This is a genomic window from Streptomyces sp. NPDC001100, from assembly GCF_053598575.1.
In genome coordinates, this window is record NZ_JBSFKO010000037.1 from 1 (window position 1) to 12,291 (window position 12,291).

Genomic DNA, 12,291 nt, shown 5'->3' on the forward strand with positions numbered 1-12,291 from the left:
CCCCAGACCCCCGTCGGCCCTGAAGGGGCCTCGTCCTCAAACGCCGGACGGGCTGGAAAATGACCGGAGTCGGGAAGGCGCCCGGAGTCGGAAGGACACCGACGGCACCCAAATGGACGCCGGCCGCAGCCAATTGGACGGCAGCCGCAGTCAATTGGATTCCGGTCGCAGTCAAAAGGACGCTGGTCGAAGCCCAACGGATGCCGGCGGGAGCCAAGAAGATGCCGACCGAAGCCCGGAGGGTGTCGCCCCGAGCCCAATGGGCGCCGGCGGGAGTCGAGAAGATGTCGGTCGAAGCCTGAAGGGTGTCGCCCCGAGCCCGAAGGGTGCCGGCGGGAGTCGAGAAGATGTCGGCCGCAGCCCAAGGGACACTGCCCCGAGCCTGAAGGACGCCGCCCCCGACTGGGGCAGTGACCCCGACTGGGACAGCGACCCCCACACCGCCATCGCCACCGCCGTCCAAGCCGGCCGTCACCCCGCCGCCGACGCCCTCGCCGCCGAGCACGAGCAGGCCGCCGTGCGGGCGCACGGGCGGGGCTCGGAGCAGGCGCTGCACTGGACGGAGGTGCGGGCCGATCTCGCGATGCTGGCCGGGGACCCGGTGCGCAGTTGCCGGGCCTGGCTCGCAGTGGCGTCCGCGCGGCTGGCGGCGGGACAGTTGCCCGGTGTGCCCGCCGTTGAAGCGGCGGTCGACCGTGCTCATCACCAGTGGGGGCAGATCCACGACCCCGCGACCGCTCGCGAACTCGGCCTCGCGCTCGCCGAGTTGAGAGCACGTGTCCCGGGCCGCCGCGCGGGCGCCCTGGATCACGTGCGCAAGCAGCTGCTCCAACTCCAGCCGCAGGGATAGTCAGCCGACCGTCAGGATCTCCAACGCCCCCGACACCAGGGTCCGTACACCCGGCACGACCGTCACAAGATCGGGCGCGAAGTTCGGGCTGTGGTTGCTCGGCACGGCGTGGAACTTCTCCATCAGGTCGGTGCCGGGGGCCGCGTCCCAGGTGGCCGCCGGGGTGCTCGTCACGAACCAGTAGGAGTACGGCACCCCGTCCGGGACGAGGTGGGGGAAGTCCTCGCTGCCGGTGGCCGGGCCGGGGTCGAAGACCGTGCCCGCGCCGAGGACCTCGGTGTGGACGGCGGCGATCCGGCGGTCGGTGTCCGCGTCGTTGACCATCGTGGGGAGGCTGGTCCCGATGGTCACCTCGGGCTCGCGCGGGCAGCCGGCGGCGATGCACTCGCCGGACGCGATACGGCGGATCGCGGCGATCATCCGGTCCCGTACGTCGGCGGACTGGGTGCGCAGGTTGAGGGAGATCCGGGCGGTGGTCGGGATGATGTTGTGCCGGGTGCCGGCCTCGATGCGGCCCACGGTCAGGACGCCGGAGTCGCGGGCCGCGATCTCGCGGGAGACGACCGTCTGGAGCCGGGTGACCAGGTAGGCGGCCGTGACGACCGGGTCGACCGTCGCCTCGGGGCGGGAGCCGTGGCCGCCGAGCCCGTGGACCACGATGTCGATGTCCGTGGAGGCCGACATGATCAGGCCGGGCACGTGCGGGTAGAACCCGGCGGGGCCCGGTGCCGCGTGCTGGGCGAGCGCCGCGTCCGGGCGCGGGACGCGCTCGTACAGGCCGTCGGCGACCATCGCCGCCGCGCCCCCGCCCGTCTCCTCGGCGGGCTGCCCCACCAGCACCAGCGTCCCCGACCAGGTGTCCCGCCCGGCGGCCAGCGCCTCGGCGGCGCCCGTCAGCCAGGTCACGTGCAGGTCGTGCCCGCAGGCGTGCATCGCCCCGTCCACGGTGGAGGCGTACGGCAGCCCCGTCTCCTCCTGCACCGGCAGCGCGTCCATGTCGGCGCGCAGCAGCACGGTCGGTCCTTCGCCGTTGCGCAGCACCGCGGCGACACCGGTGCCGCCGATGCCCTCGACGGTGTCGTAGCCCGCCTTGGTGAGGCGTTCGGTGAGCTTGGCGGCGGTGCGGTGCTCGCGGCCGGAGAGCTCGGGGTGGCGGTGCAGGTCCCGGTAGAAGTCCTCCAGGTCGGGGACCGGGAGGCCGGCGGTGAGGTCCAGTGCGGTGCGCGCGGCGGCAGACGTCATGGCGTCAGCGTAGGGCGGTCGCGAGGGTGATCACATGGCATGTCCCCCAGGCGATGAAGTAGGTGATCGCCTGGGGGCGGCCGTGGTGCGGGACGCGGTCAGAACGCCGGGACCGCCGACGGACGGGCCTTGTTGATGTTGCTCACCAGGTTGTTGGTGAGCGGGAAGTTGGCCTTGCCCCAGGTCGAGTTCCACAGGGCGTCGCGGGGCGTCTTGTCCATGTTCTCCATGGTGACCAGCGCCGGTGTGTCCCAGGTGCCGTTGCCCCAGGCCACCGGCGTCTCGCCCCACTTGGCGAACCGGAAGGCGTGGGTGCTCGCGCCGTCCTTGTGGTAGACGATCTCGACGTGGTTGCCGCTCATGGGCACCTCGTTGATCGGGTGGGTGCTGTAGCCGCCGTGCCGGGAGGCGGCCAGGTAGCTGGGCCGCTCGTCGCCCTGCTTCTGGAAGACGACGACGGACTCCCAGTCGTGACGGTGCCCGAAGGCGTCGGCGCCGTTGAGGGTCTGGTCCTTCTCGAAGTAGAGCCCGTAGACGTACGCGCACCAGCCGTTCTTGCACAGGGACTGCGCATACGTGTTGGCCTTGCCCAGGTGGTCGGTCCGGCAGCCGCCGGTGATCGACCCGCTGTTGTTGAGGCCGCCGTTGAGCCTGCCGCTCGCGTCGACGGCCGCCGCCGGGAAGCAGCCGTCGGAGTCGTAGTCGAAGAGCGGCATGTACTTGTTCTGGAAGGTGCTCGCGTTCCAGGGCAGGGGGGTCAGGATCGCCGCGTCGGCGCTGCCGGCCAGGCCGACGGCGAGTGCGGTGGCGGTGCCGACCACCAGGGCGGCCCTGGCGGTCCGGGATCTCTTGGTGGTCCCGGTGCTCGTGCTTGCTGCGATGAACATGTGCGGGCGTGTTCCCTTGCTCGGTGGGGGCGGGGACCCGTGGGGATCGCGGGTCCCCGTGTGACGAGAGGGGCCGGCCGGTCAGGCGTACGGGTCGAACGTGATGCCGCTCGGCAGGGCCTTGTTGAGGTGGTCGTCGAACTTCGCGTCCTGGAGCGGGAAGTTGGCGTCGCCCCAGTCGGAGGCGTTCAGGATGCCGCGGAGGTTGGACGCCATGTTCTCCCAGGTGAGCAGGTTCTCCTGGTGCCAGGCGCCGTCGTCGTTCTCCGGGGTCTCGCCCCACTTGGCGAACCGGAAGTCGTGGGTGCTCAGGCCGTCCTTGTGGTAGACGACCTGGACGCGCTGGCTGCTCATCGGCACGTCGGCGACCGCCTCGGTCTCGAAGTTGCCGTGCTGGGAGGCGGACAGGTACGACGGGGTGGAGTCGCCCTGCTTGACCCAGACGACGATGCATTCCCAGTCGTGGCGGTGGCCGATGCCCGGGGAGGCCTCGTCCTTCTCGAAGTAGCTGGCGTAGATGGTTCCGCACCAGCCGTTGTTGCACTTGGTGCGTGAGTAGGTGTTGGCGTGGTCGAGGTGACCGGTGCGGCAGCTGCCGGTGACGGAACCGGTCGGCTTCAGACCGCCGTTGAGATTGCCGTCGGGGTCGATGGCGGCGGCGGGGTAGCAGGAGTCCGTGTCGTAGTCGTACAGCGGCTCGAAGTTCTTCTCGTACGTGGTCGCGTTCTCCGGCAGGTTCTGCAGAACGCCCGCGGAGGCGGTGAACGGCAGGGCGACGGTGAGGGCGACGGCGCTGCCCACGACCGCGGCGGCTCGGCCGAGGCGGTGGGTGCTGGTTCGGGACATCGGGGGCTCCAGTCGACGGTCCATGTCCACGCTCGCCCCGGACATGACATCCAGGGTGGGCGAACAGAGATTGACAGAAGCGGAGCACTCGATGGAAGGGCTTTCTATCAAACGGAGGGAGGCATTTCACCGAACTGGCGAACACGTCCCCACAGCGAGGGATCGACCGGACCGGGCGCCGCTCACCCGTACGGCTCAGCCCACGCGGCCACGCTTCCGCCGCGCTGCTGCACTGGTTGGTGACAAGGGGCTGGTAGTACCCACCGAAGGAAGTGCCGCTCATGGCTGTCCCTGAATCCACCCTCGCCATCGACTTCACCCAGGGGCTGAACGACGCCTGGTCGAAGGTCGCGCAGTTCGTGCCCCAACTCATCGGCTTCCTGGTCATCCTGGCCATCGGCTGGTTCGTGTCGAAGCTGATCGCCCGCGTCCTGGACCGCGTGCTGCGCAAGGTCGGCTCGGAGAAGCTCTCCGAACGGGCCGGTACGGAACGGATGTTGCGGGACTCCAAGTACGACATGACCGGCATCGTCTGCAAGATCGTGTACTACGCGCTGATGCTGATCACCCTCCAGCTCGCGCTCGGCGTCTTCGGCACCAACCCGGTCTCCACGATGATCAACGGCATCGTCGCCTGGCTGCCGCGCGGCATCGTGGCGGTGGTGCTGATCGTCGTGGCGATGGCCATCGCGAACGCGGTGCGCGGGATCGTCGGCAGCGCGCTGTCGTCGATGTCGTACGGCAGGATGCTCGCGACGATCGTCTGGGCCTGCATCGTGGCGCTCGGCGTGATCGCCGCGCTCGGCCAGGCCGGCATCGCGACGACGGTCACCCAGCCCGTCCTCTACGCGGCCCTCGCCACCGTCGCCGGAATCATGATCGTCGGTGTCGGCGGCGGCATGATCGGGCCGATGCGGCAGCGTATGGAGCGGATGCTGATGGCGGCGGAGCGCGAGACGACCAACGCGAAGGGCAGCCTCACGGCGTACCAGGCGGGCCGCGCGGACGCGATGGGGAACCAGCCGGTGCGGGAGCGGACGGACATGGGCAGGGAGATGCCGGGGTCGTCGGACATGTGAGAGTTCCGGCTACGCTGGGTCGTACTGTCGCGAAGGAGATGGCGGTATGACCCAGCAGACCATCTACCAACATCTGCGCGAGTTGAGGGATCACTTCACGCCGCCGCCGGGCTTCACCTATCCCGAGATCAGCGGCGGGACGTTCGTCATGATGATGAGCCCCCGTCCCCGGCACCAGCTCACAGCCGTGGACGTGCGCGATCAACTGGCCGGACAGCTACCGCCCGGAATAATCGCAGTGGAGGCCACGGACACGGGTGACGCGTCTCACGGCACACTGCGCATCCCCGATCTTCTGGTGGTTCCCCGCTCGGCCATGGAGACGGACGATCCGCTGGACGCGCGCGAGATCCTTCTGGCCATCGAGATCGTTTCCCCGTCGAACCCTGGCACTGACTACGACGTCAAGAGCCGTGACTACCCGGCGATGGGCATCCCGCACTACCTCATCCTGGACCCTCGGGACGGCACCTGGACGTACCAGTGGGAAATCGACACTGGCGGCGGGCTCCCCGTCTACGGCAACCGTCTGCACAAGCAGCCGTACGGGACCCCGCTCGCCATCACCACCGAGCTGGGCACTTGGAAGCTCGACACGAGTGGCCTGCCGCTCTACTCGCGCAAGGACATGATGCTCGCGCCCGAGTGAGACACCGGCGGGCGGTCCGCCGCCTTGGCCGGGCTTGCCGCTGCCGCGCCGATCAGGGCGGCTACGGCGATGACGGCGGCGCAGAATCCTCTGACGTAACGCGCGGACATACCAACCTCGCAACGACAGTGACGGCGACGGCAACAGCGATGAGTTAAGCACGCTTAATGCGTGCCTAACTTAAGGGGTTGGGGTGCGCAACGGGAAGGGCTTCAGGGGGAGTTGAGCCAACGGAAACCCGTTTTCAGTCACCCCGGCGCTGCTCCGGCAGCAGCCCGTGCCGGTGCACCAGCCAGCTGATGGCCGTCAGCCTGCACACCGCGTAGTCGTGTCCGACCGGCTCCCGCCAGTCCAGCTCCGCGAGCGCGTCCAGAAACCCGAGCGCGTAGTCGGTGAGGTCACCGTGGTCCGGGGCGGGCGGTGCCAGATCCGGGCCGCCCGCCGAGAGGCGTTCCCGCAGCTCGGCGACATGCTGGTCCACCGCGGCCGTGAAGGCAGGCTCGAAGGCGAACTCCGCGAAGCGGGGCCCGTAAGCGCTGCTGATCTTGGCCAAAGGGGACATTTCTCCACCGTACGACAGCCCGGTGTGGGTGAGTTACGTGATTCCCGTCACCGCGATACGACGGAATGATTACGCTCGGCGACAGGCCGTAACCAATCGGAGGTGCCTGTCGCATGGTCCACGTTCGCCAACTCGACCCGAGCGCATCCCCGTTGGACTACTTCGGCTACGAGTGCCGTCGCTTGAGGGAAGCGGCGGGCCTCACGCTGGAGGGTCTCGGCAAGATCCTCTACTGCACCGGCTCGCTCATCGGGCAGATCGAGACGGCACAGAAGGTCCCGACCCGGAACTTCGCCGAGCGCCTTGACGCCGCGTTCATCACGGACGGGTCCTTCACCCGCATGATCGGCATGGTTCTGCGGAGCCAACTCCCCAACTGGTTCCAGGCGTACGCGGACATGGAGGCGAAGGCCGCGTACATCTCGACGTATCAGTGCCAGGTGGTGTACGGCCTGCTCCAGACGCCGGAGTACGCGGCAGCGCTGGTGGCAGTCGACCACCCGGACAAGATCGAGGAGATGGTCGCGGCTCGGATGGAGCGGCAACGCATTCTGGACAAGAAGCATCCGTCCGCAGTGTGGGTCATCCTCGATGAGGCCGTACTGTTCCGCGAGGTCGGCGGTCGTGAGGTCATGCGCAAGCAACTGGCCCGGCTGGTGAGTTACCGCGACAACCCCTGGGTGAACATCCAGGTGCTGCCGTTCTCCGTGGGTGGGCACACCGGGACGATGGGTTCCTTCAACCTCCTTCGCTTCGACGACGACCCGGACATCTACTACTCCGAGGGCTACGACCAGGGTCACATGACCGCCAATCCGCAAGTGATCAGGGAACGTTCGGTCGGTTATGCTCGCCTTCAGGCTGGTGCCCTCTCTGTGGAGGAGTCGGCCGACCTGATCGCTCGCGTGATGGAGGAACGCTATGGAGACCGGCCGACAGACGACGTGGCGTAAGTCCAGTTACAGCGGTAGCAGCGGCGGCGATTGCGTAGAGGTCGCTGACCGCACTCCCCACATCGCAATCCGTGACTCGAAGAACCCCGGCGGAGCCGTCCTCACTGTTTCCCGTCGCCGCTTCGAGGACTTCATCAACTCACTCTCCATGTAACTGAGTTACTGGCCAGTCTGTAACTCGGCTTACTGGCATGATTAATGCATGGTGAGACGGGACGACCCGGAAGTCATCGGGCGCAGGGTCCAGCAGTTGCGGCACGAACGCGGGCTCACCCAACGGCAGTTGGCCGAGCCCGCCTACACACCGGCGTACATCTCCACCCTTGAGGCCGGCCGGGTCCGTCCCTCCGACGACGCGCTGCGCCACCTCGCGGAACGGCTCGGCGTCGCCTACGACGAGCTGGCCACCGGCCGTCCCGCCCACCTCGCCACCGAGCTGCGCCTGCGGCTGACCGGCGCCCAACGCACCCTGGCGACAGGGGAGTCGGAGGAGGCGGCGGAGCAGTACGCCGAGCTGCTCGCGGAGGCGGAGTCGCACGGGCTGGTGGACGAGGAAGCCATCGCGTTGCTCGGACTGGGCGAGTGCGGTCTCGACACCGGTGATCTCACCGCCGCCCGCCTGCACTTCGAGCGCGCCGAGCAGCGTCTCGCCGACGAACCCCTTCCCGCCCGCGTCCCCGCCATCCGCGGTCGTGCCGTCGCGCACTACCTCACCGGTGAACTGCGTTACGCCGTCTACCTGTTGGAATCCACCCTCGACGAGCTGAACCGCGGTGGCCTGCACGACCCCGACGCGCTCCTGCTCCTCTACGCGAGCGCGATAGGGCCGTACATGGACATGGGGGCGCACGCGAGGGCGGCCCAGGCGGCGGAGCTGGCGCTCGCGCTCGCGCCGCAGGTGGCGGACCCGGCGCTGCTGGCACGCATGCACCGTTCGGTGGCGCGGACGCTGATAGCGGAGGGCAAGGTCGCGGAGGCCGACGCCTCGCTCGCGAAGGCCGCCGATCTGTACCGCCAGCTCCAGTTCCGTACCGAACTCGCCAACTGCCACTGGATGCGCGGCTACGTCTACGCCCAGGACGGCGAACTGGAGCGCGCCGAGGTCGAGTTGAGGCAGGCGCTGGCCATGCTGACGGCCAAGCGGGCGGCGCTGTACAGCAGCCAGGTCGCGGTGGAACTGGCGGACGTCCTGCACAAGCGCGGCAAGTCCGAGGAGGCCGCCACCCTCCTCCACGGCGTCCTCAACGACCTCAGCTCCGAACGCGGCGCCCTGCACTCCGCCGCCGCCCACCGCCTCCTCGGCATCATCGCCGAGGACGCTCGCGACACGGAGGCGGCCGAGGAGCACTACGTCCGCGCGCTCAGCCTTCTGGAACGCGCGGGCGCGGCGGGCGACTTGGCCGACCTCTGCCGGATGCTGGGCGATCTGCTCCGCCGTACCGGCCGGGTGGAGGCGGCACTCGACGCCTACCGCACCGGCCTCGGGCACCGTACGGCCCCCGGAACGACGACCCTCGGCCCGGCGCCCGCACAGCCTCCTCTTTGACAAATCGGGGATACCGCACAGCGCCGACGGTTACCGTGCCACGTACGAGTACGAGGCGTAATCGTGCGAAACGGGATGAGACAGGCGCGTGCAGAACGAACGGACCGTGGTCGACGGCCTGCGCCTGGCCGTACGCGCCATGGTCTACGCGGTACTCGGCGGAGCGGCACTGATCGCGATCGCCACCGTGGTCTCCGTCCTCGGCCCGATGCTGGCGATCGACCTCTACACCCCGCCCGTGGCGGCCTGGTGGACGGTCTTCACGGCGGTGGCGGTGCAGGGCGTCCCCTTCTTGCTCCTGGGCACGGTGGTCTCGGCGGCGATCGGCGCGTTCGTCCCGGAGCGGGTGTTCACCCGCCTCCTCCCCCGCAACCAGGCCCTCGCCGTCCCGATCGCGGGCGCGGCAGGAGTCGTACTCCCGGGGTGTGAGTGCGCGTCGGTACCGGTGGCGAGCAGCCTGATGAGACGGGGAGTCGCCCCGGCCACGGCCCTCGCCTTCCTTCTCTCCGCCCCCGCGATCAACCCGGTTGTCCTGGTGGCCACTTCGATCGCGTTCCCGGGTCAGCCGAAGATGGTGCTCGGCCGCCTGGTCGCGTCCCTCGCGACGGCGGTGGTGATGGGCTGGCTGTGGGCGCGCTTCGGCAGGGAGGAGTGGCTACGACTCCCGAAGCGCACGCAGACCACCGCGTCTTCGCCCGCGGGCATGAAGGCGTTCGTCGCGGGCCTGCAACACGACTTCCTGCACGCCGGCGGGTTCCTGGTGCTGGGCGCGGCAGCGGCGGCGACCTTCAACATCGCCGTACCGCGCTCGATCCTGGACATCTTCACGGGCTCGTCCTGGCTGTCGCTGCTGTTGCTGGCACTCCTGGCCGTGGTGCTGTGCGTGTGCAGCGAGGCCGACGCTTTCGTGGCCGCCTCCCTCAGTGGCTTCTCACCGGCGGCGAAACTGGCGTTCATGGTGGTGGGCCCGATGGTCGACCTGAAGCTGATCGCGCTCCAGGCGGGCACGTTCGGCCGTTCCTTCGCGTTCCGCTTCTCCTCGACGACCTGGCTGGTCGCCGTGACGAGCAGCACGCTCGTGGGCTGGTGGTTGCTGTGAGGCGCTACGGCTCGGCGGTCCTGCTCCTGCTGACGGGCGGTGCGGTGCTGCGGATCTCCCTCTTCAGCGACCTGTATCTGCGGTATGTGCAGGCGGCGTTGCGGCCGTATCTGGTGATCTCCGGTTCGCTGCTGGTGGTGTTGGGGGTCGCGGCGGCGGTCAGGGCGATGAGCCACCGGGACCATGAGGAGGAGCACGAGGAAGAGGCGGAGGGGCATTCCCACTCCCACGGCCCGCGCATCGCCTGGCTCCTCACCCTTCCCGCCCTCGCGCTGCTCCTCTTCCCGCCCCCCGCGCTCGGTTCGTACAGCGCGGGCCGCGAACAGGCACAACTCGCGGCACAGGGCGTGGGCACCTTCCCCGCGCTGCCCGCCGCCAAGGTGCTGGACATCTCGGTGGCCCAGTACAGCTCACGGGCGATCTACGACACCGGCCACTCCCTCAAGGGCCGCACGGTCCGTATGACGGGCTTCGTCACCCACGGCTCGAACGGCACCTGGTACGTCACCCGCCTGGTCGTCACCTGCTGCGCGGCCGACGCCACGACCAGCAAGGTCGAGATCAGAGGAACCGAGGTCACCGACGCCCCCCGGACCGACACCTGGGTCACGGTCACCGGCACCTGGCTCCCCAAGGGCAGACTCGGCACGGACGGGGCGTGGCCCCCACTGCTCGACGCCACGACCGTCAAGCAGGTGAAGGAGCCGGCCGACCCGTACGAGAAGCGGTAAACGGTAAGCGGTGACCGTTGCCGGTCTTCAGATCTGCACCCGCCCCTGCCGCTGCACATCCGTAAGCCGCTGAGCCCCGATCTCCAGTGCCCGGCTCATCGCGTCCGGCGGCACGTTCGCGAGGCCGCCGTTGGTGAGGGTGATCGTGTCGTCGCCGATGCGGACGGCGGCGGTGTCCAGGGTGAGGGTGGACTGGTCGCCCTCCGGGGTGGTGCCGGTGAGGGTGAGGTGGAGGCCCTCGCGGGCGTCGCCGACGTTCGGGAGGGTGGCCTCTGTGACGGTCACCGTCTGGGGGCCGGAGCGGGTGGTGGTCGCCGTGAAATTCGCGCACTTCTGCGGGAGCGTCTTCAGCCAGGCCAGGGTGCGGTCCACGTCGGCGGACCTGAACGCGGCCACCTGGTAGTGGAGTTGGGCCTCGTCGTCGGTGTCGTCGAGGCCGATGACCGCCTGGGTGGTGGCGGGGGTGCCGAGGAGTTCGTCGGCGTAGAGCGCGTCGAGGAGACGCTGGCAGTCGGGGTCGGCGGTCTTCGCCTTGAGGAGGCTGTCGCGCCAGGTCGCCGTGCCCTGGGTCGGGGTCCAGGGGGCGCCCAGGTCCGTGTCCGCGATCAGCGCGGTCTGTGCCTGCGCCTGGGTGAGGACGGGGGCCGCCGCCGGGGACGCGTGCGCCGCCGGGGTTCGTACGGCCGAGGGGGAGGGCGCGCTCGTCACCTTGTGCAGGGCGGCCTCGTTCGCGCAGCCCGCGGCCGTGAGCAGGGTGCCCGCCGACAGGGCCGAGGCGAGGAGGAGGACACGGGCCGGGGAACGGGTCATCGAGGGTCCCTCCTGGGGCGGACGCGTGGCGTGGATGCGTGGTGCGGATGTCGGCGTGTGCTCCCACGGCACCATCGCCCGCGCCCGCCCACCAGCGCGCCGGGCCGTCCGGGTGACTGCCGGGCTCGCCGTGGGCCATCGGGAATCCAATACCGGCCATTCGGTTCCTCATTGGCCGTCCGTCCGCGCCCCGCCTACTGTCGAAGGCACCTCATCGACCACCGCCCAGGAGACCCCCCATGTCGAAGATCCTCTTCGTGCTGACCGGCGCCGACCACCTCACCCTGGCCGACGGCACCCAGCACCCCACCGGCTACTGGGCCGAGGAGGCCGTCACCCCGTTCGAGGCGTTCAAGGCGGCCGGTCACGAGGTCGTCGTCGCGACGCCCGGCGGTGTCGTACCGCCCGTCGACCGGGGCAGCCTCGCCCCCGACTACAACGGTGGTCAGGAGAACGCCGACCGCGTCGCCGCCGTGCTCGCGTCGAGCCCCGAGTTCCAGCACCCGGTCAAGCTGACCGAGGTCGACCTCGCCGACTACGCCGCCGTCTACTACCCGGGCGGCCACGGCCCGATGGAGGACCTCGCCGTCGACGCCGACTCCGGTCACCTGCTCACCCTGGCCCTCGCCTCCGGCAAGCCGCTCGGCGTGGTCTGCCACGGCCCGGCCGCGCTCCTCCCGGCCGTCAAGGAGGACGGCACCAACGCCTTCGCCGGCCGCCGCCTCACCGGCTTCACCAACGACGAGGAGACCCAGGGCGGCCTCGCCGACAAGGTGAAGTGGCTGCTCCAGGACCGGCTGGTGGAGCTCGGCGCGGACTTCCAGCAGGGCGAGCCGTGGGCGCCGTACGTCGTGGTCGACGGCAACCTCGTCACCGGCCAGAACCCGGCGTCCTCCGCACCGGTCGCGGACGAGCTGCTCAAGAAGCTCGCCTGATCAATTCCGTGGCGGCAGCGGTCGTACGACTGCTACGGTCTGCCGCATGAAGCGCGCCAAGCCGTTCGTGTCGGCTGTGACGACGACGCCGGAGAGTGTCCC

General features: G+C 69.6%; 13 protein-coding genes and 1 pseudogene. 9 read left to right on the top strand and 5 right to left on the bottom strand.

Going from position 1 to position 12,291, the window contains the following annotated elements; all coding sequences use genetic code 11:
- Nucleotides 1-430: 430 nt before the first annotated feature.
- Nucleotides 431-850, top strand: a pseudogene (locus tag ACWDEW_RS38110) (hypothetical protein); the annotation flags it as partial.
- On the opposite strand, the gene ACWDEW_RS38115 reads toward ACWDEW_RS38110, so the two are convergent.
- The 3 genes from ACWDEW_RS38115 to ACWDEW_RS38125 all read right to left on the bottom strand — a co-directional run bounded on the left by ACWDEW_RS38115 (nucleotide 851) and on the right by ACWDEW_RS38125 (nucleotide 3,825).
- Entirely contained in the window at nucleotides 851-2,092 is a 1,242-nt protein-coding gene (locus ACWDEW_RS38115; protein ID WP_450519244.1) for an amidohydrolase, read from the bottom strand.
- A gap of 98 nt (nucleotides 2,093-2,190) precedes the next feature.
- Nucleotides 2,191-2,979: an NPP1 family protein gene (locus ACWDEW_RS38120; RefSeq protein ID WP_450519246.1), complete on the bottom strand. Its 789-nt coding sequence runs from the start codon at nucleotides 2,977-2,979 to the stop codon at nucleotides 2,191-2,193.
- Nucleotides 2,980-3,060: 81 nt separating this feature from the next.
- Complete coding sequence (locus tag ACWDEW_RS38125) at nucleotides 3,061-3,825, bottom strand: NPP1 family protein (protein ID WP_450519248.1); 765 nt, start codon at nucleotides 3,823-3,825, stop codon at nucleotides 3,061-3,063.
- 281 nt (nucleotides 3,826-4,106) lie between these two features.
- On the opposite strand from ACWDEW_RS38125, the gene ACWDEW_RS38130 reads away from it, so the two are divergent.
- Both ACWDEW_RS38130 and ACWDEW_RS38135 read left to right on the top strand, forming a co-directional pair.
- Nucleotides 4,107-4,904, top strand: a complete 798-nt coding sequence (locus ACWDEW_RS38130) for a membrane protein (RefSeq protein ID WP_450519250.1) — start codon at nucleotides 4,107-4,109, stop codon at nucleotides 4,902-4,904.
- 46 nt (nucleotides 4,905-4,950) lie between these two features.
- Nucleotides 4,951-5,553, top strand: a complete 603-nt coding sequence (locus ACWDEW_RS38135) for a Uma2 family endonuclease (protein ID WP_450519252.1) — start codon at nucleotides 4,951-4,953, stop codon at nucleotides 5,551-5,553.
- 244 nt (nucleotides 5,554-5,797) lie between these two features.
- Here the strand turns inward: ACWDEW_RS38135 and ACWDEW_RS38140 are convergent, their stop codons facing one another.
- Entirely contained in the window at nucleotides 5,798-6,115 is a 318-nt protein-coding gene (locus ACWDEW_RS38140; protein ID WP_450519254.1) for a DUF6401 family natural product biosynthesis protein, read from the bottom strand.
- A 113-nt stretch (nucleotides 6,116-6,228) separates the two neighbouring features.
- On the opposite strand from ACWDEW_RS38140, the gene ACWDEW_RS38145 reads away from it, so the two are divergent.
- The 5 genes from ACWDEW_RS38145 to ACWDEW_RS38165 all read left to right on the top strand — a co-directional run bounded on the left by ACWDEW_RS38145 (nucleotide 6,229) and on the right by ACWDEW_RS38165 (nucleotide 10,444).
- The gene (locus ACWDEW_RS38145; RefSeq protein WP_450519256.1) at nucleotides 6,229-7,068 is read left to right on the top strand and encodes a helix-turn-helix domain-containing protein; all 840 of its coding nucleotides are present in this window, start codon (nucleotides 6,229-6,231) and stop codon (nucleotides 7,066-7,068) included.
- On the top strand, nucleotides 7,037-7,222 hold the full coding sequence (locus tag ACWDEW_RS38150) for a DUF397 domain-containing protein (protein WP_450519258.1): 186 nt from the start codon (nucleotides 7,037-7,039) through the stop codon (nucleotides 7,220-7,222). Before ACWDEW_RS38145 ends, ACWDEW_RS38150 begins: the two co-directional genes overlap by 32 nt.
- A gap of 48 nt (nucleotides 7,223-7,270) precedes the next feature.
- On the top strand, nucleotides 7,271-8,614 hold the full coding sequence (locus tag ACWDEW_RS38155) for a helix-turn-helix domain-containing protein (RefSeq protein ID WP_450519260.1): 1,344 nt from the start codon (nucleotides 7,271-7,273) through the stop codon (nucleotides 8,612-8,614).
- Nucleotides 8,615-8,753: 139 nt separating this feature from the next.
- Nucleotides 8,754-9,713: a permease gene (locus ACWDEW_RS38160; RefSeq protein ID WP_450519422.1), complete on the top strand. Its 960-nt coding sequence runs from the start codon at nucleotides 8,754-8,756 to the stop codon at nucleotides 9,711-9,713.
- The gene (locus tag ACWDEW_RS38165; RefSeq protein ID WP_450519424.1) at nucleotides 9,710-10,444 is read left to right on the top strand and encodes a TIGR03943 family putative permease subunit; all 735 of its coding nucleotides are present in this window, start codon (nucleotides 9,710-9,712) and stop codon (nucleotides 10,442-10,444) included. The genes ACWDEW_RS38160 and ACWDEW_RS38165 overlap by 4 nt, the downstream gene beginning before the upstream one ends.
- 27 nt (nucleotides 10,445-10,471) lie before the next feature.
- Here the strand turns inward: ACWDEW_RS38165 and ACWDEW_RS38170 are convergent, their stop codons facing one another.
- Nucleotides 10,472-11,254: a hypothetical protein gene (locus ACWDEW_RS38170; RefSeq protein WP_450519262.1), complete on the bottom strand. Its 783-nt coding sequence runs from the start codon at nucleotides 11,252-11,254 to the stop codon at nucleotides 10,472-10,474.
- Nucleotides 11,255-11,493: 239 nt separating this feature from the next.
- On the opposite strand from ACWDEW_RS38170, the gene ACWDEW_RS38175 reads away from it, so the two are divergent.
- Nucleotides 11,494-12,189, top strand: coding sequence for a type 1 glutamine amidotransferase domain-containing protein (locus ACWDEW_RS38175; protein WP_450519264.1), 696 nt, complete (start codon nucleotides 11,494-11,496; stop codon nucleotides 12,187-12,189).
- Nucleotides 12,190-12,291 lie beyond the last annotated feature (102 nt).